We start from the raw sequence: 26,196 nt of genomic DNA on the forward strand, positions 1-26,196 counted from the left end.
ATGAAGAAAGCCCTTTTTAAAAGGGCTTTCTCTTTTAATAAAGATACTTAAAAACATTATAAATAAAAAATAATTCAATTCTGTTTTTAACAAAGACTTTTGATGTAATATGCCTTTTTTGTGAATAAACGGTACTATTACTTATGCCTAATTTTCTAGAGATAATATGATTAGGAATTTCATTCATCCAATTATTAATTATATTTTGCTCTTTCATCGTAAAAATGGATGAGTCATTATTATTAGCAAGCTTTGTTATTTGTTCTATTTGATCTGAATCAGTAATAACTTTGTCCAATATTTGAGTCATGATGTTTTTTGACATAATGAAAAAATTATCTTTTAGTAGTAAAGGCTTGTCTGTTAATGGGTATGCAGCATTGATGTAGATATAGAATCGAATGCTACTGGTTCTGTTTAGTAATGTTTTCAGGGTTGGGCAGTAACTCGAGTAATGACAATAGTATGTCAAATTAACTAGAACAATGCTGGGTGAATATTTGTTTATATATTTAATACCTTCATTAATGCACCCTGTGCTAATGAATTTTAATTTTCTATTAGAAGATAAATATTCAGTAATACCAAGGCGGGTATAATAACACTCATCAATAACTAATATTCTCATAGGGAACATCCTTGTCCGGAAAGAGTATTACAATAAATTGGAATTGATATTGAAGTCAATAAAGTAATAATAAAAATAATAAATTATCGCTTGTATTTGCAATTAAGTCATAACTTATAGTTTTTATTTTATCTTTAATAATAAACAGCAAAGAATCATTTATTAATGATATAAATTAGAGCAATGAAATGATAAGGAATGGATATTTGTTATGAGACAAATATCCATTCTGTTTACCTGCTAATGAGTTTTGAAATCAGATTCAAGATATTCGCCAGACTCAATCTTATCAATTCCAGCCTGAAGAATATTAATCAGCTGTTTGGCTACATCTGTTGTCAGCCACATGGTTTTATCAATTATTGCGCTATCCAGGCTATTGTTCTGTTCAGGGAGGTAATGTAAACGTAGCATCATCGCATCGTAGGCATCGACAGTACTGATATCCCAGCCAACAACAGGGTGAGTTTGGATTACATCGTTTTTTCTATTCATTTAGACCTCCTAATCAAACATCGTGATAAATAGTAAATATCTATTACTGACTAAGAGCAGGTGACTCAGAACGAGCTATATCTAGTATAAGAAGATTTTTTTAATATGGTAGTAGTAAAACTATTTTTTCTGTGAATTTTGATGAAAATTGACAAAATAGTTGGTGATTCTTTAAAAAAGAAGATGTGAAAAGGACAAAACCTTTCCACATCATAATGTTATTGGCCTACTTTGATAGTCCAACCGCAATCTTCACCCGCTAAGAATGGGATCAATTTATCTGTCCCACAGGCAATAGATTCACAGGTCATATTCTCAGATTTTGTCAGTGTAATGTGGCCTTCATTGACGGGTAATTCGTAAAATTTAGGTCCATTTAGTGAACAAAATGCTTCGAAATGCGCTAAAGCGCCTAATTCTTCGAATACAGTCGCATAGGCAGCTAGTGCGGTTGGTGCGTTAAATACGCCTGCACAGCCACAGGATGTCTCTTTACGGGATTGAACATGCGGTGCAGTATCGGTGCCTAAGAAGAAGCGATCACAGCCAGAAGCGACAGCTGCACGTAATGCTTCTTGATGAACATTACGTTTTAAAATAGGCAGGCAATATAGATGCGGTCGTACACCACCAACTAACATATGGTTGCGGTTAAACATCAAATGCTGTGGTGTTAAGGTCGCAGCTGTAAATTCGTTAGCCTCTAACACATATTGTGCGGCTTCTTTGGTTGTGATGTGTTCGAAAACCACTTTTAACTGAGGGAATTGAGCTCGTAATGGCAGCATGACTTGTTCGATAAACAGCGCTTCACGGTCGAAGATATCGATATGGCTGGCGGTCACTTCCCCATGAATGAGTAATGGCATTCCAGCTTGTTCCATGGCAGCAAGAACAGGGTAGATTTTTTTAATGTCAGACACGCCATGGCTAGAGTTTGTTGTGGCATTTGCGGGATACAATTTACAGGCCGTAAATACACCTTCATTGAAACCACGAATTAATTCATCAGCATCCGTTGTGTCAGTTAAATAGCAGGTCATTAGCGGTGTAAATTGGTGCCCAGCAGGTACCGCTTGTTTAATTCGTTCACGGTATGCTCTTGCGGCTTCTACCGTGGTAACTGGGGGTACAAGGTTAGGCATGACAATGGCACGACCAAAAAATTGGCTTGTGAACGGCACGACTGTATTTAACATTTCATTATCGCGAAAATGAACATGCCAATCATCAGGGCGGCGGATCGTTAGGGTAGTTACAGTTGTCATTAAACCGGCTCCAATAAGGGGGGAAGTGATGAGCAGATGCTCAAGCCGGGAAAGAATGATAAAACGAAAACGATTAAATAGCTATGATCAAGGACAATTAATATAGAAATTATTTTTCTGTGGTTTTTTTTAACATGTTGGAAAATAAAGGAATTGGAACAGAATAAAACAGGGAAAGGAAAGATTAAGTTGGCTCCTCCAGCTGGACTCGAACCAGCGACATACGGATTAACAGTCCGCCGTTCTACCGACTGAACTATGGAGGAACTCCCTTAACACGCAGAGGATATTAGCGTTCTGAATCGCTTATGTCAAAGGGGAAAATGATAAAATAAGTTCGTTTGCCTGTTATCTGCGCGAATCGATAGAATTTTGATCTGACTGATAAGATGTAAAAGGAATAAAGCCAAAAATAGCTTAAAAAAGAGTCAGTTAAAAAATGAGATATAAGATTATAGCGCGATTGTTATGTGTAAAAATTATTTTTGATAAGGAATTAATAGGAAGGATAAAAATGGCTGGATTAGAAAGCAAGAAGCCCGCTAGGATTAACCTGAGCGGGCTTCTTAAATTTGGCTCCTCCAGCTGGACTTGAACCAGCGACATACGGATTAACAGTCCGCCGTTCTACCGACTGAACTATGGAGGAATTGGTTGTTCTTGAGAACGAGGCGCATATTACCCACCGCGTACTCAGTTGTAAAGCATAAAATTAAAAAAAATGTTCAATAGGTTGCTAAATAAACAAGTTGGTGATTATTTATGCCTTATCAATAGGGTTTCAGGGATTTACCCGTTGTTTTAAGCAGAGCGGCTAAAATGTGAATAACGAGCAAGCAATAGGGATTATTCTATTAATGAATAGGACAGGAATAAATAAAAGTGGCTGGGAATAGGGTGAGTGTGCATGAAATGGTTAAAGGGACTAGAAAGCAAAAAGCCCGCAAGAATTAATCTTAGCGGGCTTTTTAAATTTGGCTCCTCCAGCTGGACTTGAACCAGCGACATACGGATTAACAGTCCGCCGTTCTACCGACTGAACTATGGAGGAATTGGGTTGTTCCTGAGAACGAGGCGAATATTAACGATATCACCTCGGCCTGTCAACGATAAAAATAGAAAATAAATCTAATTGCTCACTCACTAATCATTACGAATAAAAACTACGCTATATTATTGATAATGTTTTAATTTTGAGCAGCTAAAGTAACTTGTGTTGGCAACGAAACCTCTGGGTAAGCAATATGGTAAATATCGTAAAAGGAAATATTTCCCTTTAATGCTAATAAACGAGAAATTTCTTGCTTGATAGCTGAGCTGACTTCTTGAGATTCAAGAACTTTATTTAAAGCATCTTCAGATACGACTTCAGTGACAAACCATTCGCCGTTATAGCAAACGCGCAAATCAAGCACGCCAATGTCTTCAAAATGGTAAACAGGCTTAATGTCAAACAACAGAACGCTAGCAAGTATAATGAATAAGAGGGTTATACCGAGCGTCCAATAAGGGCCAAAGTAGGGTGCGTACCATAAGATCACGGCAAGCGGTAAATAAGCTGCAATCATGCCAATACATAAATAAGGATGATTGGCGAGAAATTGGCTATTAAAGTAAGGTTTGCCATCACGTTGCTCACGCTGATTAATGGCATCTAAATCATCTATAAGTATTTGTTTGATAATATCCATGGTAAGTGACTCTCTGTCAGATATCTATACTAGGAGGGTATCACGGAGGGAATGAATTGTTATATATCAGTTAAAAAAAATATTTAACTGGATTGTCATCATCTGGGATTAATCCTGTCGACTTTTGAGGCTTGGAGAGGGTTTTATTTAAAAAAAATCTTTAAAATATCAATAAAATGCAGTTTATTTGTTAACATAATCCCGCCTAAAAGTGACGAAATCGAAAAAACATCAATATTTTCGGGATTGAATGTATAAAATAGTTGCTATTATCTCAAAGTCATGAGTTAATGTGCATCGGCCTGTTTAGCAGTCCTATTTGATGTATGATTACTGAGTTAGTGTGTTCTAAAGAAAAAAGTTATCACAGATAGCCTTTTACCGTGACGCTTCATCTTGGTGTTTCCCTGATTAAATAGCTGACTCTGGCCCATATATGCCAAAAGGCAAGTTTTTTTGATGTTATATAGGAAAAGTCAAATGTCCGACAAAATGAAAGGTCAAGTTAAGTGGTTCAACGAGTCTAAAGGCTTCGGTTTCATCACTCCAGCTGATGGTAGCAAAGACGTTTTCGTCCACTTCTCTGCCATTCAGGGCAATGGTTTCAAAACTCTGGCAGAAGGCCAGCAAGTTGAATTCACCATTGAAAACGGTGCAAAAGGCCCAGCAGCTGCTAACGTAACTGCTATCTAAGCTAATTGCTTAACTGATTTTCTAAAGCCCGTCCTTTTTAAGGACGGGCTTTTTCGTTTCTGAAAACTAAAAAATATAGTGTAAAAATAATTAACATTTAAATCTTTACTTAATAATTAGCCGCATCTATACTCAGCTCACATTAACCTATTGGAGATAAATTACTTGGACAGTCAGAGTTGTAATAAAAACTTAATTTAATTGGCAAGTCATTAATAATCTCTTCTATTAACTGCTTGCCACTACGGCGGGCGGTGTCTGATGTTTCCATCAATCATACTCCCTGATTTATATAAGAAATTTTCATTTTTTTAATGAATTAATCACTGTTGCAGTGAGTGTGTATCATGCAAGTTTATATTTATTCTCTATTCCCTCCGGGCAATAGCCATTAATTACTGAATATTTATTTATTCAGCAATTTGGCATGGGCTTTTATTCTGCTCATTAATTGTTATCCATTATTTGATGGAGGGATCATTATGTTTTTCACACCGGATATATTAAATCTTTTATCTGCAATGTGCCTTGGTGCATTAATTGGCGCAGAGCGTCAATGGCGTCAAAGAATGGCTGGATTGCGTACGAATGCATTGGTTGCGACGGGCGCTGCCGTATTTATTTTGAGTTCAGTGACGACTTCACCAGATAGCCCTGGCCGAATTGCTGCACAAATTGTGTCCGGTATTGGCTTCTTAGGTGCTGGAGTGATCATGCGTGAAGGCATGAATATTCGAGGGCTGAATACAGCTGCAACACTATGGTGTTCAGCAGGGATTGGTGTGTTATGCGGGTTAGGACAATACTCACTGGCTACAATAGCTACCTTATTGATTTTATGTGCAAACATTCTACTGCGAGAAGCTGCAGCAAAAATTAATCGCCAGCCGCAACAGCAGGCATTAGATGTTGAGCAGCGTTATAAAATACGGGTGATGTGTCACCAAGGTGATGAAATCCTTGTTAGAACGTTGATTTTACAAGCCATTAATGGGCTGCATATTCGCTTACAGTCATTGAGTAGCGCAGATACATTGAAACCAGAACAGCTGGAGGTGTGTGCAGAGTTTCTTGCCACTCCAGTAGAGCAAAAAGAGATAGAAGCATTGGTTTGCCGGATTAGTCTTGAGCAAAGTGTCAGTGCTATCAATTGGAAAGTGGCATCTGAGCTACCCGCTTGATTGCTAAAAATTAACTGATTAAAGGAGCTTAAATGGACGAGCACCCCCCGTCTTGGAGATATAAACAGGAGCTATCTGGCTAAAATACAATATTTTCAGTCAGATAGCGTTTAAAAAGTACAACTGTACTCTATAGAGATAACGTTATGACTGAAATAAGGCATCAGCGCAAAGGCGCAAAAGCCCCTGCACGCCAAAAATTCATTGTTGGCGAACAAGCGAGCAAAAACATTGAGCAGGTTCTCAATGAATATCAAACTAACCTTTTGGGCTTATCTGAAAATGAAGCTCTCGACCGCTTAGTGGTAGAAGGTGAAAATGAAGTTGCTCATGAAAAAGCGCCTCCTGCTTGGAAGCAATTACTCACTTCTTTTAAAAATCCATTTATTTTTGTTTTGATGATCCTCGCGATTGTGAGTTTCTTTACTGACTACGTGATCCCAGAACGTCAGGGTGAAGAGACTGATTTAACAGGTGTTATCATCATTGTCACAATGGTTGTATTAAGCGGATTGCTACGTTTTTGGCAAGAATATCGAACCAATAAAGCGGCAGAAGCCTTGAAATCCTTGGTTAGAACCACGGCTACTGTATTCCGCCGCGATGATAGAACCGGACGTTCTATTCGTAAGGAAGTACCTATCAAATGCTTAGTACCAGGGGATATCGTTTTATTATCGGCAGGGGATATGGTTCCCGCGGATTTAAAACTAGTGGAATCTCGAGATCTATTTATCAGCCAAGCCATTTTAACGGGGGAATCTATCCCTGTTGAAAAATATGACACTCTCGCAAATGTGTCCGCAAAAAGCTTGGAGCCCGCATCACCGACAGAAAATGAATTACTTGAAATTTCAAATATCTGTTTGATGGGCACCAATGTGACAAGTGGGACAGCGAGAGGTATTGTGGTTGCAACGGGGAGCAAAACGTACCTAGGTTCGCTGGCCAAATCGATTGTTGGAACTCGAGCTCAAACTGCTTTTGATCGCGGTGTGAATAGTGTGAGTTGGTTGCTGATCCGCTTTATGCTGGTAATGGTGCCGATTGTCTTATTAATCAATGGATTCACTAAAGGCGATTGGTTTGAGGCAACACTATTTTCATTGGCAGTTGCAGTAGGGTTAACCCCAGAAATGTTACCGATGATTGTGAGCTCGAACCTTGCAAAAGGGGCGATAGCCATGTCTAAGCATAAGGTTATCGTTAAACGGCTCAATGCGATTCAGAACTTTGGTGCGATGGATGTACTCTGTACGGATAAAACAGGCACGCTAACGCAAGATCGCATTATTTTAGAGCATTATCTCGACAGCAATGGGCAAAAAGATAGTCGAATTTTGCAATTGGCGTGGTTAAATAGTTTCCATCAAAGCGGTGCCAAAAACATGATGGATCAGGCAATTATTCGACGTGGCCGTGGTAATGATAAGGTCGAGCAGTTGAAGGCTTATCAAAAAATTGATGAACTACCATTTGATTTTATTCGCCGAAAATTATCGGTCACAGTAAAAACCCCTGAAGGTGATGCTTTATTGATCTGTAAAGGGGCTGCGGAAGAGATGTTGGCTGTTTGTCATAGTTATCAGCATGATGGACATACCACCTTATTAGATGCTCAAGCTAAAGCTAGGATTGCGGAGTTAGTCAGTGACTATAATAAACAGGGTTTCCGGGTATTACTGCTGGCAACGCGTTCATTAAATGATGCAGAAGCTTTGTTACCGTTATCAGCTCAAGCAGAGCAACAGCTTGAGTTACAAGGTATTCTTACATTTTTAGACCCTGCAAAAGATAGTGCAATTTCGGCTATTGCTGCACTAAGAGAAAATGGTGTGATGGTCAAAGTGCTTACTGGCGATAATGCCGTGATCACTGAAAAAATTTGCCATGATGTAGGTTTGAATATTGATGAGATTATGACGGGTCTTGAAGTCGAGGCGATGAATGATGAGGAGCTGAAAACAAAAGTTGAACAAGTTTCCGTTTTCTGCAAATTAACCCCACTGCAAAAATCTCGGATCCTAAAATTACTACAAGCAAATGGACATACGGTTGGTTTTCTGGGGGATGGGATCAATGATGCGCCGGCTTTACGGGATGCGGATGTCGGTATATCCGTGGATACAGGCACCGATATTGCGAAAGAATCTGCGGATATTATTCTGCTAGAAAAAGATTTAATGGTATTAGAACAAGGCGTTATCAAAGGAAGAGAAACGTTTGGGAATATTATTAAGTATTTAAATATGACCGCAAGCTCTAACTTTGGAAATGTGTTTTCCGTTCTGATTGCGAGTGCATTTATTCCGTTCTTACCGATGCTAGCTATTCATTTACTCGTTCAAAACCTGCTGTACGATATGTCCCAACTCGCATTACCGTGGGACAAAATGGACAAAGAGTTTTTAAAACGTCCCCGTAAATGGGATGCGAAAAATATTGGGCGCTTTATGATTTGGATTGGTCCAACATCGTCCATTTTTGACATCACGACATTCGCCTTAATGTGGTATGTGTTCCAAGCCAATAGTATCGCCCATGAAGCGCTATTCCAATCCGGTTGGTTTGTTGAGGGATTACTGTCGCAAACCTTGGTTGTTCATATGTTACGGACACAAAAAATCCCATTCATTCAAAGTACGGCTGCGTTACCCGTGTTACTGACAACAGGAATCATTATGGCTCTTGGGCTTTATATTCCGTTCTCATCATTTGGTTCGATGATTGGCTTGCAGCCTTTGCCAATGGAATATTTCCCGTGGTTAGTACTGACATTAGTGAGTTATTGCTTTGTCGCGCAAGGTATGAAGCACATCTATATTAAACGCTTTGGAACGTGGTTATAACCTGATTGGGTTACGTGACTTGAGCGGAATCTATCGCTTGAAGTTAAATAAAAAAGAGCCATATAGGCTCTTTTTTTACAGAATAGTAAGGCTTATTGCAGACCTAAAGCTGTTTTCATTTGTTTCATCGCATCAATGCCTTGCTGGCAAGCTTGATCTTGTTGGTCTTTAGGTAAAGCAGCAACTTGCTTTTTACCTTCTTCTAACTGACCTTTCATCGCATCTAATTGAGCTTTGGCTTGTGGGTTCTCAGAAGCTTTAGCAATTAAGCTATCAACTTCAGCGAAGTAAGCGTTACAAGTTTCAGTTGCACCAGCAACTTGACCTTTTTTCTCTTCTTCTGAGCACGCAGTAATTGTTAATGCCAATAAACCCAGTCCACAAGCTAAAATCATCTTTTTCATAATCAACCTTATTAAAATTATTTATATATAAAACAAATTAAGTATATAAGAGGATCTTCTTTTATCAATGTAACAAATCCTAAAAAGGAAATTGATAATCAATTCAAATAATTAATCTCTGTTATGAAAATTTATGCTTTATAAATGACTTTTGTAGTGATAATTATCTATCATATTTTTTGTTAGCCTATTATGACGAATAAAAAATAAAGATGGATTATTATTAATTAGTATAAATACGTAATTGACACTGAGTTCACATATTTATGAAATAAGAATAACAGCATGAAATACCAAGTGAGTAGCAAACCACTTTGTAAAAAATACGTTAAGTAAAAGTAACTAAAGATTGTCTATAATAAGAGAAAATTAAACTCCTTATAACTTTTCTAATGATGTTAATAACTTTTTTTTATATGCAGTAAAAATAATTAAAATTGAGAATAAATGTAAAAAATAATTTACACTATACGTATAAAACTGGATTATCGAATATTTATAGAATTAATGGCTGTACATTTAAAATGCGATTATAGAAGTGAAAGGTGAGCTGTATCACAAATTTATTAATAAAATGCTTTTCACTATATAATATTGATTTTTAAATTAAATTTCCTTTGAATCGTTAGGGGGTTATCAGGTAAAGTCTCTGCCTCCAAGGGTGTCCCTCTTTCGAATCTTGGTTTTTTAAGTGATAAAACTTTGCTATTTAGGTTAACAACGATTAGGTTCGTTAGGTTGACGCTAGGTCAAATTTACGTGCAAAATTACTCTCATAAGAAATTCGCCAAAGTGTTTTAGACAGGTTAGAATGCTTCGGACAAAGGGAAATAAATTTTCTTACATTACATTCCCAGAAGGATCCACCTTACAAAGGGAAAGTAAGAAAATGAGATAAGGTAATTACACTTATCTCGATATGCAACATAGCAGACAATCATTAATGCTATGGGCATGGTATGTATGTAACCGGATTTATCTTGTTACTTTTTATTTTTATAATTACACACAGGGCTTTACCATTATGTCTGCTTCTATTGTAAAGAAACGGCCGTTGAGTCGTTATATTAAAGATTTTAAACACAGCCAAACTCATTGTGCACACTGTAATAAAACTCTTGATCGTATCTCCCTCGTTTTCAACGATAGTATCTTGAATAAAGAAGCTATCGCTGACATGACCGATTTGGTTGATGAAGCGGCTTGGGGCGAACTTCAAGGGCAATTTACAGCACTTTGTCGTTTTTGTAGTGAAATTTTCTGTAATAGCAATACAGACTATTTCGATATTATGTCTTTTAAACAGTATTTGTTCTTACAGACAGAAATGAGTCATAGCACCGTCCGCGAGTACGTTGTTCGTCTGCGCCGCTTAGATGAACTGCTGTCATCCTCTAACTTTTCAATGAAAGACTTTACCGCAAGTAAAGTTCAAGAACAGTTGAGTGATAGAATGACTGATTCAGCATTTAGCAACTACAATATTGCACTACGTAAATATGAGCAGTATTTAAGCTGGCAGTCAGAAAAAAACTAATAATATTTTAAGTTAATAAAAATAATTAGTTATACGATTATTTTTAATACTAAAATAGGCAAATAGGTGTCCAATAGGGCACCTTTTTTTATTTTTGAATAATAGTCAGTATAAATGATATAAATTGAACAGATTTAGAATTAAATTTCATCAGCTGTTATAGCTAATGCTTAATATATAATAATAAAAATTAATGGGAACTATTTAATTAAATTTATAGATAAATAAGGATGACAAAAAACAAAAAAGGCAGTGAATATTTGGATTTAATGAAAAAGGAATAGAATATTATGAATGTAGTTCAAGAGTTTATAGTGAGGGGAGAGCCTGAGTTAATCAACCTATATTATACTGGGCTGAAAAACTCAGGCTTTTGGCCTATTATCCGATAGTCATTAAGCTTGCATTACCACCTGCTGCGGCAGTATTCACACTTAAAGAACGTTCATGCACTAAGCGTTCAATGAGCAAGTTAGTTTCACCACGCTCAAAGCCTTGGACTGAAATAATCGGCCCTTTGCGTTTGGCAATCGCTTCACAAACGTGTTTCAGTTGATCGCAATCTCCGTGATAAATCACACCTTCAATTGGCTCCACTGTGTTTTGCCAATCTTTGGTGAATGATATAGTTTTGCGGACTTTTTCTGGCAGTGATTTAAATAGCTTCTGATGCAGTTCGCTATTTTCCCACAGTGTTTGACAACCACTTGCGAGCACGGCAGATAACTGAGTCAAACAATCACGTTCATTATCGCTAAGGCATAAAATAGTGCCGCGTGGACGCAAGGTGTAGGTGTTCTTTTCACCCGTTGGCCCTGGTAATAAACGTGTTGTACCGGCTTGCGTTAAACGAGCAAATTGTTCAACCGTAGATTGTTCAATTACAGACTGTTCAACATCCGTTTTCTGTTTTTGTACCCATGCAGAAAAAGCTTCAAATGGTGCGAGTAACTCTGCGCGAGCACTTGCGTCCATTGGTAAGTGGCTGTCTTGCTGCTCCAGTGTTTGGCAAACTGCATTCTCAGGACGCTCGCTTAATAAACGGTAGAGATAAAGCGGCCCACCGGCTTTAGGTCCTGTACCTGAAAGTCCTTCACCACCAAATGGTTGTACACCGACAACAGCACCGACCATATTGCGGTTAACATATAAGTTGCCCACTTTCGCTTTAGCAACTACTTGATTGATGGTTTCATCAATGCGGGTGTGAACACCTAATGTTAATCCGTAACCCGCCGCATTAATTTGGTCAACTAATTGTTCTAATTCATCACGTTTGAAGCGAACAACATGCAGAACAGGTCCGAAAATTTCTTTTTTCAACTCACCAATATTATCTAACTCAATCAGAGTTGGCTTAACGTAGGTTCCTTCGGCTTGTTCTTGCTGATCTTGGCTGTCTGCAAAGACAGCTTGGAAAACGTTTTTACCTTTACTGCGCATTTGTTGAATATGTTGGTCAATATTCTCTTTGGCTTCACTATCAATGACAGGACCAATATCGGTGGAGATGTGTTCAGGATTTCCCATCCGGCACTCTTCCATTGCACCTTTCAACATGCGAATTGTTCGGTCAGCGACATCTTCTTGAACACAAAGAATACGCAATGCGGAGCAGCGTTGACCCGCACTGTCGAATGCAGAAGCGACGACATCGGTGACAACTTGCTCAGTGAGTGCTGAAGAATCAACAATCATCGCATTCAATCCGCCAGTTTCTGCAATCAGAGGCGTTGGGCGACCCTGAGTATCTAAGCGACCCGCAATATTACGCTGCAATAAGCCCGCAACTTCGGTTGAACCAGTGAACATCACGCCACGAACGCGCTGATCGCCGACTAATTTTGCTCCGATAGTTTCACCTTTACCCGGTAAAAATTGCAGAACATCACGAGGTATGCCCGCTTGGTGCATAATGGATACCGCAATAGCACCAATTAATGGTGTTTGTTCCGCAGGTTTAGCCAGCACAGTGTTACCTGCAGCTAATGCCGCTGCGATTTGTCCAGAGAAAATGGCTAATGGGAAGTTCCATGGGCTGATACAAACAACAGGGCCAAGAGGGCGGTGAGTGTTATTATCAAAATCTTCACGGACTTGAGTAGCGTAATAGTTTAAGAAATCAACCGCTTCACGCACTTCAGCAATCGCATTGGCGTAAGTTTTCCCAGCTTCACGCACTAGCACATCCAATAATGGCTGCAACTGTTGCTCCATAATATCGGCAGCACGTAACAGGATAGCTGCACGTTCAGATGGTGGTGTTGCAAACCAAATCGCACCTGCATCAGTGGCGATATTCAGTGCATGTTCAGCTTCTTGTTCGCTGGCTTCACGTACTTTACCCACGATATCGCGATGGCAGGCTGGGTTGATAATTGCGACGGCTTCAGGTAGCGCTTGTTGTGCCACAAATTCGCCACCCAATAGTGGTTCTGCGATTTTTTCTTGCGCCGCGGCATTGAGTAATGCGCTCGAGAGTGATGCTAAGCGGTGTTCGTTAGATAAATCTAAGCCCATTGAGTTAACACGGCGAGTTCCATACAGGTCACGCGGTAATGGAATTTTAGGGTGTGGTAAGCCAATTTGCCCTTCAGTTTTAGATAGCTCACGAACGTCTTTAACCGGATCAGCAACCAATTCATCTAATGGGATCGTGGCATCCGCAATTCGGTTAACAAACGAAGTGTTTGCCCCGTTCTCTAAGAGGCGGCGAACTAAGTAAGCTAATAATGTTTCGTGGGTACCGACTGGGGCATAAATACGACATGGTCGGTTGAGTTTACCGTCTGCCACTTTACCAACGACTTGTTCATATAATGGTTCACCCATGCCATGTAGGCATTGGAATTCATATTGACCAGGGTAGTAGTTTTTACCTGCAATTTGGTAGATAGCCGATAGTGTGTGCGCGTTATGCGTCGCAAATTGTGGGTAAATTAAGTTAGGTACAGACAGTAATTTACGTGCGCAAGCGATATAAGAAACGTCGGTATACACTTTGCGGGTATAAACTGGATAACCTTCTAGGCCGTCAATTTGTGCACGTTTAATTTCGCTATCCCAATAAGCCCCTTTTACAAGACGGATCATCAGGCGGCGTTGGCTGCGTTCGGCTAAATTGATAATTGAGTCGATAACAAATGGGCAGCGTTTTTGGTAAGCCTGAATGACAAAACCAATACCGTTCCAGCCAGCCAATTTCGGTTCAAAACACAATTTTTCGAGTAAATCTAACGAAATTTCTAAGCGGTCAGCTTCTTCAGCATCAATGTTGATACCAACATCGTATTGGTGAGCTTGCAAGACTAAAGAGAGTAAGCGCGGATACAGTTCTTCCATCACGCGCTCGTATTGCGCGCGGCTATAACGTGGATGCAGAGCGGATAATTTGATGGAAATACCCGGCCCTTCATAGATCCCGCGTCCATTCGAGGCTTTACCAATTGCGTGGATCGCTTGTTGGTAAGAGACCATATAATCTTGGGCATCTTTTTCGGTTAATGCAGCTTCACCTAGCATATCGTAGGAGTAGCGGAAACCTTTGTCTTCTAATTTACGTGCGTTGGCAAGGGCTTGGGCGATGGTTTCGCCGGTGACAAATTGTTCACCCATCAAGCGCATTGCCATATCCACGCCTTTTCGTACCAGCGGCTCACCACTTTTGCTGATAATGCGATTTAGCGAGGAGGATAGTTTTGCTTCGTTGTGGGTAGAGACTAATTTACCCGTAAATAAAAGCCCCCATGTTGCTGCGTTCACAAACATTGAGCTGCTTTGACCAACATGGGATTGCCAGTTACCTGTACTGATTTTATCTCGGATCAGTGCATCGCGAGTGGCTTTATCGGGGATACGTAATAGTGCTTCGGCAAGGCACATTAATGCCACGCCTTCTTGAGAAGACAGGGAAAATTCTTGTAATAACCCTTGGACTAAACCTGAACGACCCACTCCATTTTTTTGATTACGCAATTTTTCTGCGATGGAATAAGCCAGTTTATGAGCCGCATCAGCTTGTTCAGGAGGCAGTTCAGCTTGTTGTAAAAGCATTGGAACGGCTTGAGTTTCAGGAATGCGGTACGCCGATGTAATTGCAGAGCGTTTCACCGATTGGGGCAAAATATGTTCAGCGAACTCAAGGAATGGCTGATAAAGGGTTTCTGGAGACGAAATTTCGTCTCCAGAATGCTGATCTTTTGTATCCAAAACCGTTGATAATTCAGGTATAATTTGATTGTTATCGAGTTGCTCTAAATAATTATATATAGCTTGTTTAATAAGCCAATGGGATGTGCGATCAAGACGTTGAGCGGCGGCTTTAATGCGGTCACGAGTTTCTTCATCAAGTCTCACACCCATAGTTGTTGTGCTACTCATCTTAATTTCTTCCTTTTCACAGGTGTTAAATACCAAAAGTTACACACCATTATGATGATGTTGCAACTTTGTGCAACATTGTTAATGTGCTATGTGAAGGAAATGTGAAACAACTCTTATTTTTATGAGTAATTTATGAGACTCATTGATTGGGTTTTTATGATTCACTTGTAAATCAATGTGTTGGGTTTTCTTTGGGGATGATGACAAGTTAAACGCTTAATTAAGAATTTGACTTAAAAGTTTAACATTTGTGATGTGTCTTTTATTTATTGAACAAAAAATAGTTAATTTCTTGTTAAAAGCATCTGAGTCTGTCTAGCATGATGTGGCAAAGTTATTGAGTTATTGCAACACAAACAATCACAACATAGATAAGGTGTGCATCAAAAAATGCAAAATTGTGCAATTAAGTGCAACACCTTGAGATTAAAAGTTATCAAAGAAAATTATAAAGATAACGACAAAATAGACGCACTATGGAGACGACAGGATGACTGTAAGCACTCCGATGATCATTATGTTCATCGTATATATCACGGGTATGTTATTGATCGGCTATTTAGCCTATCGCTCAACGAAAAACTTTGATGATTACATTTTAGGGGGACGAAGTTTAGGTAGTGTGGTAACCGCATTATCTGCAGGGGCTTCAGATATGAGTGGCTGGTTATTGATGGGGTTACCAGGCGCTATTTTCCTCGCTGGTATTTCTGAAAGCTGGATTGCAATTGGTTTATGTTTAGGGGCTTATTTAAACTGGCTGTTTGTTGCAGGGCGTTTACGTGTACAAACTGAAAAAAATAATAATGCCTTAACGCTGCCAGACTATTTCACAAGTCGTTTTGAAGATAATAGTAAGATTTTACGTATTATTTCTGCGGTTGTTATTTTAGTTTTCTTTACTATCTATTGTGCATCTGGGGTTGTAGCAGGGGGCTTGCTGTTTGAAAGCACCTTTAATATAAGTTACGACAAAGCTCTGTGGTTAGGAGCACTGGCGACCATTGCTTATACTTTCTTAGGTGGTTTCTTAGCGGTAAGTTGGACGGATACTGTTCAAGCATCATTGATGATTTTTGCCCTGATCTTAACGCCAATTGTCGTGATTTTATCCCTTGGCGGGTTAGATACTTCAATAGAAGTGATTAAAGCGAAAAACCCTGAATACCTTGATATGTTTAAGGGCATGAACTTTGTTGCCATCTTATCATTGCTGGGTTGGGGACTGGGTTACTTTGGTCAGCCTCACATTTTGGCGCGTTTTATGGCGGCAGATTCACATCGTACTATTCGTTCAGCACGTCGTATCAGTATGACATGGATGGCATTATGCTTAGGTGGAACGATTGCTGTTGGCTTCTTTGGTATCGCCTATTTTGAAAATAATCCTGCATTAGCAGGTTCTGTGATGAAAAATAACGAACGTATTTTCATGGAATTAGCCGGATTACTGTTTAACCCATGGGTTGCGGGTATCTTATTATCTGCGATTTTGGCGGCGGTAATGAGTACATTAAGTTGCCAATTATTAGTGTGTGCTAGCGCATTAACCGAAGACTTATATAAGCCATTCTTCCGCAAATCAGCTAGCCAGAAAGAGCTAGTGTGGGTAGGGCGCGGAATGGTGCTGTTAGTGGCAGCGATCGCAATCTATATTGCCCAAGACCCAAATAACAAAGTCTTAGGATTGGTGAGTAACGCGTGGGCAGGTTTTGGTGCCGCGTTTGGTCCAGTCGTTTTACTCTCTGTTATGTGGAAACGTATGACACGTACTGGGGCCTTAGCAGGGATGATTGTCGGTGCGGTAACGGTATTAGTTTGGATGAAATTCAAATGGTTAGGTTTATATGAAATCATTCCAGGCTTTATTTTTGCGACCATCGCTATCATAGTTATCAGCTTAATAACTAAGGCGCCAAGTGCAGCAGCACAAGCCCGCTTTGATGAAGCAGAAGCTGAATATAATACAAAATAATTGATAGATTTAGATTTTATAGATAGGTCTAGTTATAGATAGTAAAAAGGCTGAAAGGGAAACCTTCCAGCCTTTTGTTTTGTTTGTTAATTGCATATCCGTCAAATAATTAACGTGGTTTACGGCGTTTGACGACTTGGTAGCCAATAAACAGAATAACAAACCACAGTGGCGTCGCAATTAAAGCTTGTCGGGTGTCATGTTGGAATGCGAGTAATACAACCATAAAAGCAAAGAAAGCGAGACTGACCCATGACATAAAAATACCCCAAGGCATCTTATAGCGAGATGCGGCATGTTTTTCTGGGCGATTCTTACGGAAATTCAGGTAGCTTAATAAAATCATACTCCAGATAAACATGAACAGAATCGCAGACACGGTTGTGACTAAGGTGAATGCATGCATGATATCGGGAATAAAGTAGATCAAGACAATACCGAAACTTAGGCAGATACAGGTGAAAATTAAGCCTGTTGCAGGTACCGCTTTTTTTGATAACTGACTAAATTGTTTCGGCGCATCTCCCTCTTTAGATAACCCAAACAGCATACGGCTGGTGGAGAAAACACCACTGTTTGCTGATGAAGCCGCAGAGGTAAGTACCACAAAGTTCACGATACTGGCAGCAGCTGGCAGGCTGATTAGCACGAACATTTCTACAAAAGGACTTTTGTCCGCCAAAATGGTGCGCCAGGGAGTAACGGCCATAATCACAATCAGGGATAATACATAGAAAGCAATGATCCTGATCGGGATAGCATTAATGGCTTTTGGTAGGGATTTTTCAGGATCACGGGTTTCTGCTGCTGCGGTACCCACTAATTCAATTCCTACAAAGGCGAAAATCGCAATTTGGAATCCAGCAAAGAACCCACTGAGCCCCATTGGGAACATACCACCATCGTTCCAAATATTACTTAAAGATGCTGTGTGTCCGGTCGGTGATTGGAAATTCATCGCAATCAACGTACCGCCGACGGCAATTAGCGTGACAATAGCGACAATTTTGATCATCGCGAACCAGAACTCCAGTTCACCAAACAGTCGAACAGAAACTAAGTTAAGTGTCAGTAGCGTGGCAACACAGATAAATGAAGTCACCCATTCCGGGAAATTAGGTACCCAGAAACTGACATACGAGGTGATCGCGATAATATCGGCTATTCCCGTGATCACCCAGCAGAACCAGTAAGTCCATCCCACAAAGAACCCTGCCCATGGACCGATTAAATCCGCAGAAAAATCACTGAAAGATTTATAGTCTAGGTTGGAAAGCAGCAATTCCCCCATGGCTCGCATGACAAAAAACAGCACAAAGCCGATGATCATGTAGACAAAGATAATAGAGGGACCTGCGAGGGAGATAGTCTTTCCTGACCCCATAAATAGCCCTGTACCAATGGCGCCTCCAATGGCAATTAACTGAATATGACGGTTACTGAGGCTACGTTTTAGTTGATTTCGGTCAGAAGATGGCCGAGGGGTGGTTGTCGTTGCATTTTCTTCCATATTGTTATTTATCCGATAGTCATTGTGATATTAGCCCACACTATTTTTTTAAGTTTGAGGCTGTGTTTGCTCGAAATATTGTGACATAAATCTCAATTAGAGTAAGAGAAAATTTACAAATGTCTGAGAGACCGCTGGTTTAACCAACGGATCTATCTAGGTCATTAACATTATTAACGAAAAATTAACCTAAAATTAAAAATAGCAGAATAAGTTGAAATGCACCAAATGCTTCATTCTAAATGATGACAGTTGTGGTGTGGGAAATATATAAAGGTGATGTAGCTCATTTTTTAACTGAAAATATCACGGTTTTTCTTATTTCTAACAGTTATCTTTATTGGCTATTTCTAAATGATAGGGCTAACTGTCACTTTCACATCATATCCCACGACAAATAAGGCTTGTTCTAGCGCTTCAATTTTTGATGCATATTGTAGGTCAAGTAATCGTTCTATTTGTTGAGCGCTGATATTGAGTGTTCTAGCAAGTTTGCTGCGCGGGGTTTGAGTTTCAAGAATGGCATTGTGTAGTGCGATTTTTAAGCAGCTCAATATAGGCAAATGAATAACAAACGCATCAGAGACTGAATTTTGGGGAAGAGGAATAGGATTTCTTGATGTGATCAGCTCAGAAAGCGTGGCTAGCAATGTTTCTTGAGCTTCTAATTCGACATCTTCTGCGCAATAAGTCACACCTTGAATATCGGGGAAGTCACAAAAATTAATTTCGTATACACCTTCATCTTCGATAAATTCAACCGTTGCTAAATAATTAAACATAGTAAACCTCAAAAATTAGTTTCTTCATAAGATAAATAGTACAAAACATCACAGAATAGACAATGAGTAGCATGTTAATAAAATGAAAAACGGATAGTGATAGTTTGTAGATTGAACATTTTTTACCACCTACAAGTCTGATTGGTTAAAGAATAGATGCGTTTCATAATGAAACTGTCATGTAAACCTATTACCTCTTTGTGAGCCAAGTCCCAGTTTTAACAATATTTAATTCACCTCTTGTCCCAGTATCAATATGCCAATTTTACCCTTTTAGTCATCATATAATTTTTTAAATAAAACATATGAGAACGCATATGCATCCTAATTCGAATAAGCAGTTATACGTAATTTTGTCGTTGTGGTTAAGTAATTTGTTAAAATAAAAGTATATAGTAACACAATGTTATAATCATTGGTTGTTACTAACTAATGAATAAACGGCGATATGTCCATTGGAGTAATAAGTTAAATTACTTATTTACATAAGTCATATTTATACTGTCATGATTTTGGATTTACACCTTAAAGTGGTTAATTTAGATGAGAATAATATTGTTTATAAATTCGCTAGCAGAATGGTGCTTAGTTTTTTTATTTTTTCCTTTTATCAATAACTCAGTGCGCTAACTAATGCTGTAGACTGATTTTTTTATGCAAAAAATAATAGCAAAAAAGGTTAATCAAATGTTTGAAAAGTTAATTTAATTAAAATGAGTTTGTCATACAAAAATAACAATCTTGCTTATTAATATGGCAATACTCGATGAGAATTCATGACAATTTTATCTGAAATCTTTAATGGTATTGCCTGTATATAAAACGGGCTTAATTAGAATTTTTAATGTCATTACCATTGGTTAATAATGAAACAGTTAAATTTAATTAATATAAAGTTACTGTGGAATAATAATATGTATGACAAATTTAACTTTAATTTAGGCGAGAAAAAATTGAATTAATTTGATTAAGATTTGTGATTTTGATTAAACACATTGAAAAATAATGTTTAATTTTTCTTCCTAAGATACCGATATTACTAAGCCTGTAAACAAATTACATTTTTACGGGCGTAATAAAGATTGATTTAGATCAATATGTAGATTCTTTGGTTATGCTTGGTGTTTATTGCTTATAAATCCCCTCATATGTGTGAGATTTTTGCTTAAAATACTAGTATTTCGCTTATGGTGAATCTAAATGTTGCGAATATTTGAGATAAGTAGGGTTAAGATATAGTTGTAATAAAGAATTGCTAATATATAGATGGATAATTATCCCGATAGACCAAAAAGAAACATAAATGTCTTGAATAGTTAATTTAGTGGTGCATAATAATTAACGGCTAATAATGAAATCGGTATATTCTGAGATTTACTGAAAATGCTAAATTTTTAGCCACTCGTTATTGTTGTAGGTAATCAGGAAATATATTTAATTTAAGTTTGAACCTATGTGTTTATATACTCCAAACTGGGTATTTCAACGGATCTCATGGGATAGTAACGGATTACGCTATCCAGCTTTAATTATTTTCATATTTAAAATTTTGGCTAACACATTTGGCTCAAATTGATATTTGTTCTTTGTGCATACGGATGTTAATAATTATTCGAAAGGTATAAAAAAATGAGCTCTACCACTGATTTTCTGAAGCATATATACGATATTAATCTTTCATATTTGCTTTTAGCTCAAAAGCTTATCTCCCAGGAAAAAGCCACTGCCATGTTTAGACTCGGGATTTCAGATTCAATGGCAAACACTTTAGCAGAACTTTCATTACCTCAATTGGTTAAATTAGCGGAAACAAATCAGCTAATCTGCCAGTTTAGATTTGAAAATAGTGACATCATTGAAAAACTTACCCGAGAATCTCGAGTCGATGAATTGCAACAAATTCATACGGGTATCCTTCTATCGACTCGATTATTGCAAACGCATAATGAGTCCGATTCAGATATAGCGAGAAAAAGATGAGTAGCGTAGCTGAAAAAAGTATTGTCAAGGAAGCTAATGATATTCGTTTGGCAATGGAATTGATTTCTCTTGGGGCTCGTCTCCAAATGTTAGAAAGCGAAACTCAAATTAGTCGTGGACGTCTAGTGCGTTTATACAAAGAGCTCAGAGGCTGCCCACCACCAAAAGGGATGCTCCCTTTCTCAACAGATTGGTTCATGACATGGGAACAAAATATTCACTCATCCATGTTCTATAACGCCTATCAATTTTTACTGCAAACCGGTCAATGCGAAGGGGTTGATGCTATTCTCAAAGCCTATCGACTCTACCTAGAGCAGTGTTCACCTAATGCAGGAGATGAGCCAATTTTGGCATTAACCCGAGCGTGGACATTAGTTCGTTTTGTGGAAAGTGGTATGTTGCAAAGCTCCGATTGCAATTGCTGTAGTGGTTCATTTATCACCTATGCCCACATTCCTGAAAATAGCTTTACGTGCAGCTTGTGCCAGCCTCCATCACGAGCAATAAAAAAACGTAAACTTTCCGAGCATCTCGCCGATATTACGGAATATCGACAAGATGGCATTACCAAAGCGGTAATGTAATTGGATTAATTTGGTTTACAGGCAATTTCATTGCCTGTCCTTCCTCATATTCCCTTTGACTGCCATCTGTTAACCAACGGAGTGAAAGGGAATACTGTGTTAATACTCATCGGATATATCATTGTTACAGCTGCCGTTATCGGTGGCTATGTCATGGTCGGTGGTCATCTTGGCGCGCTGTACCAACCAGCTGAGTTTGTCATTATTTTGGGGGCTGGTTTAGGCGCATTTGTTGTGGGTAACAGTGGTAAAGCCATCGTTGCATTATGCAAAGTATTACCAAGACTCTTCCGTCGCTCTTCTTACAACAAAGCCATGTCAATGGACTTAATGGCTTTGTTATTTCAGCTTTTGAATAAATCTCGCCAACAAGGCCTACTTGCACTCGAAAAAGATATTGAAAATCCGCAAGAGAGTGAGATTTTCTCTCAGTATCCTCGCATTATCAAAGATCAAACTGCCATGATGTTTATCGTGGATTATTTACGTTTAATGGTGACGAGTAACCTGCAAGCGCATGAAATCGAAGCATTAATGGATGAAGAGCTAGAAACATTCCGTCAAGAAAACGAAGTACCAGCATCCGGTTTGAACATGGTGGGCGAATCCATGCCTGCGTTTGGGATCGTGGCGGCCGTTCTAGGGGTGGTAAATGCGCTAGCAGCTGCAGACCGACCTGCGGGTGAATTGGGCGCCTTGATTGCACATGCAATGGTAGGAACTTTCCTCGGTATTTTAGTGGCTTATGGTTTTGTTTTACCACTGGCTAGTTTGATTCGTCAGCGCAGTAGCGAACAATTAAAAATGATGGAGTGCATTAAAGTTACTTTCCTCTCTTCGTTGCAAGGGTATGCGCCTCAAATTGCGGTTGAGTTTGGTCGTAAAGTCTTATTTAGCGTCGATAGACCATCATTCCTTGAGCTGGAAGATAAAGTCCGCGAAGTCAAAGTCGGTAATCGCGCAACAGAAACCACTGAGGAGTAATCGCTAATGGCAGCCAATGGCCCTCAAATTATTCGTGTTAAGAAAAAAGGCGGTCATCAGCAGCACGCCCATGGCGGTGCATGGAAAATTGCATACGCTGATTTTATGACTGCGATGATGGCATTCTTTCTGGTTATGTGGCTGATCTCCATCTCCAGTCCTCAAGAATTAACCAAGATAGCGGAGTATTTTCGTACTCCGCTCAGTACTGCCATCAATCCAGGAACGAAAAGCGGAGATGCCACTAACCCCATTCCCGGCGGTGGAAAAGATCCGATTTTTCGTGATGGTGATGTAATGCCAGAGCCAAATAACATCATTTCCGGTGATGCAAATTATCGCTTTGAAAAATTAAAAGAAAATCTAGAGCAAGCGATTTTACAAGACCCTCGTTTGAATGAATTAAAACCCCATTTGTTGATTGACATGATCAACGATGGTTTACGAATTCAAATCGTAGATAGCGCCAATCGCCCTATGTTTAAAGTAGGCTCTGCCATCGTTGAACCTTACATGCGCGATATTCTGCGCGCGATTGCACCACTACTCAATGATGTTCCGAATCGCATTAGTATTTCTGGACATACGGATGACTTGCCGTATGCCAGCGAAGCCTATTACAGCAACTGGGAACTCTCATCCGATAGAGCCAACGCTTCTCGCCGTGAGCTGATCATGGGGGGAATGGATGAGCGCAAAGTTTTACGCGTAGTAGGAATGGCCTCGTCCATCCATTTAGACAAAGAAAACGGCTTAGCACCCGTCAACCGGCGGATCAGCATCATCGTATTGAATGAAGATGAAACAAATCAAATTTTACATGAATACGATGGCGCAACACCGATTAACGATGTGCTGAAAAAAGGCCCACAAGATGTGCCAATACCGGCAAACAGTGATGTCGTGACTGTGAAGGTGACAAAGTCACCCGATAAACAGTGATGATAAAAACCATAATCACCCGAATCTCACTACTGCCGGATTTATCCGGCAGTCAGTGTTAAGTGAAACTTAAGCGAAATTGGATAAAAAGCATGGATATTACCGAGTTTTATCAAACATTTTTCGATGAAGCCGATGAGTTGCTTAGGGATATGGAACAGCATTTGCTTGAGCTTGATCCTATTGACCCAGATAGCGAGCAGCTCAATGCCATATTCCGCAGTGCCCACTCAATTAAAGGTGGGGCGGCAACCTTTGGTTTCACTCATCTGCAAAATACCACACATACCTTAGAAAACTTGCTCGATAAGGCACGTCACGATGAGCTGACATTAACGCCAGATATTATTGACGTTTTCTTAGATGCAAAAGATGTGATGGTGTCCCAATTGGATGCCTATAAAAATGACTCATTACCGGATGATGAGACATTCAAACGCATTTGTGATGTGCTCAAAAGCATTGAACATGATGTCAGCGAGATCGGCTCGGAAGAGGTTGCAGCGATTGTTAACGCGAGTACCAAAGAGACTGACGATGTTGTGGATGACAGTGTTGTAGATGACGATGCTGCGACGGATGAGTCTTCCTCAGAAACCGCGATGCAAACTCATGCCGCATTGACAAATAACGAATTCTCTCACTATTTCATCATTACGTTGAACGGTCTGAAATCAACGGAAGTGGATGTATTAGCAGATGAATTAGGCTTATTCGGTAGCTTGTTTGGCTCTGAAAAAAGTGATTCTAGCTTAAAAGCGTGGCTAGGAACCAATACGGATATCGACGATATCTGTGGCGTGCTGTGTTTCGTCGTGGATGAGTCTCAAATCCAGCATAGCGAAATCAGTTTTGAAGAGTGCCAGCGTGCAACACAAGGTAGCAACCAGAAAAGTAAAGTTGCTGCAACTCTCGAAGAACTGGAAGCAACGGTGGAAGAGTTGGCGGCAATGGTTGAAACACCAACCGAGCCAGTTGAATCGCCTAAAGTGGCGGTTGCGGCACCGGCACTTGTTACAGCGCCAGCACCATCATCTGTACCATCATCCGCTGCCGCTAAAAAAGCAGTTGCAGCGAAGCCCAAAGGGGATTCAAGCAGCATCCGTGTTGCCGTTGAAAAAGTTGACCAACTGATCAACTTAGTGGGCGAACTGGTGATCATCCAGTCAATGCTAACTCAGCATAGCCAACAAGTTGACCAAAACGAATATGCAGATTTACTCAGTTCTATCGTTCAATTAGAGCGTAACTCACGGGCTCTACAAGAGTCAGTCATGTCTATTCGTATGATGCCGATGGATTATGTCTTCAGTCGCTTCCCACGTATGGTGCGCGATATTGCCTCTAAACTGGGTAAGAAAATCGAATTGAAAGTGGAAGGTAGCTCAACTGAATTAGACAAGAGCCTTATCGAACGCATCGTCGATCCACTCAATCACCTTGTCCGTAACAGTCTCGATCATGGTATTGAAAAACCAGAAGTTCGTTTGGCAAATGGTAAGCCTGAAGCGGGAACATTGACGCTGTCTGCGGCGCATCAAAGCGGCAATATTTGCATCGAAGTACGCGATGATGGAGCCGGGCTAAACCGCGAACGAATTCTGGCTAAAGCTCGCTCTCAAGGCATTAATGTTCACGATGGCATGACCAATGACGAAGTTGCGATGTTGATCATGGCGCCAGGCTTCTCAACCGCCGAAGTTGTGACTGATGTATCGGGCCGTGGTGTCGGAATGGACGTGGTTAAACGAAACATTCAAGACATGGGTGGGCGCATTCAAATCGGTTTCACGGAAGGTAAAGGCACCATCATTCGTATTTTACTGCCATTAACCTTAGCCATTCTTGACGGTATGTCAGTCAAAGTCTCTGACGATGTGTTTATCGTGCCACTTAGCGCGATTATTAGCACATTACAGCCACGTCCAGAGGATATCTATCGCCTCGCAGGTGAAGAAAAAATGCTGCTCGTTCGCGGTGAATATTTACCACTGGTCGAATTGCATCACGTCTTTTCTATCGAAAACGCCGAACCAAATCTCGCCAATAGTATTGCGCTGATCATCCAAAATGCGGGGCATCGCTTTGCTTTATTGGTTGACAAGCTGGTAGGGCAGCAGCAGGTCGTGGTGAAAAACATCGAAAGTAATTATCGCAAAATTCCGGGAATTTCGGCTGCCACCATCATGGGTGATGGTTCTGTTTCGCTGATTTTAGACGTCGCAGAATTGCAGAGAATGAACAATAACATTTTGATTAATAAGAAACAGACTGTTTCTCAACCAGTAATGCACTAAATAGAGGTTA

The 26,196-nt window shown here is 39.7% G+C and carries 19 protein-coding genes and 3 tRNA genes; 10 read left to right on the forward strand and 12 right to left on the reverse strand.

The features are described from left to right. Window positions 1–34: 34 nt before the first annotated feature. The 7 genes from GKR48_RS13340 to GKR48_RS13370 all read right to left on the reverse strand — a co-directional run bounded on the left by GKR48_RS13340 (window position 35) and on the right by GKR48_RS13370 (window position 4,082). A complete protein-coding gene (locus GKR48_RS13340; protein ID WP_154628427.1) occupies window positions 35–628 on the reverse strand; it encodes a LuxR C-terminal-related transcriptional regulator in 594 nt (197 codons plus the stop codon). A 240-nt stretch (window positions 629–868) separates the two neighbouring features. After that, window positions 869–1,123 (reverse strand): biofilm formation regulator BssS, encoded by a 255-nt coding sequence (bssS, locus tag GKR48_RS13345; RefSeq protein ID WP_154628429.1) that lies wholly within the window; start codon window positions 1,121–1,123, stop codon window positions 869–871. A gap of 218 nt (window positions 1,124–1,341) precedes the next feature. Then, entirely contained in the window at window positions 1,342–2,391 is a 1,050-nt protein-coding gene (gene pyrC, locus GKR48_RS13350) for a dihydroorotase (protein ID WP_154628432.1), read from the reverse strand. A gap of 190 nt (window positions 2,392–2,581) precedes the next feature. Beyond that, a tRNA-Asn gene (locus tag GKR48_RS13355) sits at window positions 2,582–2,657 on the reverse strand. Between the two features lie 307 nt (window positions 2,658–2,964). Then, window positions 2,965–3,040: transfer RNA gene (locus tag GKR48_RS13360), tRNA-Asn, on the reverse strand. Window positions 3,041–3,366: 326 nt separating this feature from the next. Next, window positions 3,367–3,442 (reverse strand) — tRNA-Asn (locus tag GKR48_RS13365). 136 nt (window positions 3,443–3,578) lie between these two features. Continuing rightward, the gene (locus GKR48_RS13370; protein WP_154628434.1) at window positions 3,579–4,082 is read right to left on the reverse strand and encodes a YlaC family protein; all 504 of its coding nucleotides are present in this window, start codon (window positions 4,080–4,082) and stop codon (window positions 3,579–3,581) included. Window positions 4,083–4,562: 480 nt separating this feature from the next. Here GKR48_RS13370 and cspE point away from each other — a divergent pair, with 480 nt between their 5' ends. Continuing rightward, window positions 4,563–4,775, forward strand: coding sequence for a transcription antiterminator/RNA stability regulator CspE (gene cspE, locus GKR48_RS13375; RefSeq protein ID WP_004909801.1), 213 nt, complete (start codon window positions 4,563–4,565; stop codon window positions 4,773–4,775). A 142-nt stretch (window positions 4,776–4,917) separates the two neighbouring features. On the opposite strand, the gene GKR48_RS18025 is transcribed toward cspE, so the two are convergent. Further along, on the reverse strand, window positions 4,918–5,046 hold the full coding sequence (locus GKR48_RS18025) for a hypothetical protein (protein ID WP_255425044.1): 129 nt from the start codon (window positions 5,044–5,046) through the stop codon (window positions 4,918–4,920). Window positions 5,047–5,257: 211 nt separating this feature from the next. Here GKR48_RS18025 and GKR48_RS13380 point away from each other — a divergent pair, with 211 nt between their 5' ends. After that, window positions 5,258–5,956, forward strand: coding sequence for an MgtC family protein (locus tag GKR48_RS13380; protein WP_036951537.1), 699 nt, complete (start codon window positions 5,258–5,260; stop codon window positions 5,954–5,956). A 146-nt stretch (window positions 5,957–6,102) separates the two neighbouring features. Beyond that, complete coding sequence (mgtA, locus tag GKR48_RS13385; protein ID WP_154628436.1) at window positions 6,103–8,805, forward strand: magnesium-translocating P-type ATPase; 2,703 nt, start codon at window positions 6,103–6,105, stop codon at window positions 8,803–8,805. A gap of 92 nt (window positions 8,806–8,897) precedes the next feature. On the opposite strand, the gene GKR48_RS13390 is transcribed toward mgtA, so the two are convergent. After that, a complete protein-coding gene (locus tag GKR48_RS13390) occupies window positions 8,898–9,209 on the reverse strand; it encodes a DUF5339 domain-containing protein (protein ID WP_006657479.1) in 312 nt (103 codons plus the stop codon). 1,024 nt (window positions 9,210–10,233) lie between these two features. Here GKR48_RS13390 and fliZ point away from each other — a divergent pair. Further along, window positions 10,234–10,746 carry a flagella biosynthesis regulatory protein FliZ gene (gene fliZ / locus GKR48_RS13395; protein ID WP_154628438.1) on the forward strand — a complete coding sequence of 171 codons (513 nt, stop codon included), beginning with the start codon at window positions 10,234–10,236 and terminating at the stop codon, window positions 10,744–10,746. Between the two features lie 381 nt (window positions 10,747–11,127). Here the strand turns inward: fliZ and putA are convergent, their stop codons facing one another. Next, the gene (gene putA, locus GKR48_RS13400; protein WP_154628439.1) at window positions 11,128–15,126 is read right to left on the reverse strand and encodes a trifunctional transcriptional regulator/proline dehydrogenase/L-glutamate gamma-semialdehyde dehydrogenase; all 3,999 of its coding nucleotides are present in this window, start codon (window positions 15,124–15,126) and stop codon (window positions 11,128–11,130) included. 493 nt (window positions 15,127–15,619) lie between these two features. On the opposite strand from putA, the gene putP reads away from it, so the two are divergent. Further along, window positions 15,620–17,104, forward strand: a complete 1,485-nt coding sequence (putP, locus tag GKR48_RS13405) for a sodium/proline symporter PutP (RefSeq protein WP_154628440.1) — start codon at window positions 15,620–15,622, stop codon at window positions 17,102–17,104. 109 nt (window positions 17,105–17,213) lie between these two features. On the opposite strand, the gene cycA is transcribed toward putP, so the two are convergent. Both cycA and GKR48_RS13415 read right to left on the reverse strand, forming a co-directional pair. Beyond that, window positions 17,214–18,614, reverse strand: coding sequence for a D-serine/D-alanine/glycine transporter (gene cycA, locus GKR48_RS13410; RefSeq protein ID WP_154628441.1), 1,401 nt, complete (start codon window positions 18,612–18,614; stop codon window positions 17,214–17,216). Window positions 18,615–18,964: 350 nt separating this feature from the next. Beyond that, complete coding sequence (locus GKR48_RS13415; RefSeq protein WP_154628442.1) at window positions 18,965–19,396, reverse strand: hypothetical protein; 432 nt, start codon at window positions 19,394–19,396, stop codon at window positions 18,965–18,967. Between the two features lie 1,629 nt (window positions 19,397–21,025). Here GKR48_RS13415 and flhD point away from each other — a divergent pair. The 5 genes from flhD (at window position 21,026) to cheA (ending at window position 26,186) form a co-directional block, all read left to right on the forward strand. Beyond that, window positions 21,026–21,376: a flagellar transcriptional regulator FlhD gene (gene flhD, locus GKR48_RS13420; RefSeq protein WP_154628443.1), complete on the forward strand. Its 351-nt coding sequence runs from the start codon at window positions 21,026–21,028 to the stop codon at window positions 21,374–21,376. Next, the gene (flhC, locus tag GKR48_RS13425) at window positions 21,373–21,963 is read left to right on the forward strand and encodes a flagellar transcriptional regulator FlhC (RefSeq protein WP_154604184.1); all 591 of its coding nucleotides are present in this window, start codon (window positions 21,373–21,375) and stop codon (window positions 21,961–21,963) included. The genes flhD and flhC overlap by 4 nt, the downstream gene beginning before the upstream one ends. 96 nt (window positions 21,964–22,059) lie before the next feature. After that, a complete protein-coding gene (gene motA, locus GKR48_RS13430) occupies window positions 22,060–22,947 on the forward strand; it encodes a flagellar motor stator protein MotA (protein ID WP_272521203.1) in 888 nt (295 codons plus the stop codon). A gap of 6 nt (window positions 22,948–22,953) precedes the next feature. After that, window positions 22,954–23,889, forward strand: a complete 936-nt coding sequence (gene motB / locus GKR48_RS13435; protein ID WP_154628444.1) for a flagellar motor protein MotB — start codon at window positions 22,954–22,956, stop codon at window positions 23,887–23,889. 92 nt (window positions 23,890–23,981) lie between these two features. Further along, the gene (cheA, locus tag GKR48_RS13440; protein WP_154628445.1) at window positions 23,982–26,186 is read left to right on the forward strand and encodes a chemotaxis protein CheA; all 2,205 of its coding nucleotides are present in this window, start codon (window positions 23,982–23,984) and stop codon (window positions 26,184–26,186) included. Window positions 26,187–26,196 lie beyond the last annotated feature (10 nt).

Origin of the sequence: Providencia sp. wls1943 (genome assembly GCF_009706275.1) — a bacterium.
Taxonomy (GTDB): Bacteria; Pseudomonadota; Gammaproteobacteria; order Enterobacterales; family Enterobacteriaceae; genus Providencia; species Providencia zhijiangensis.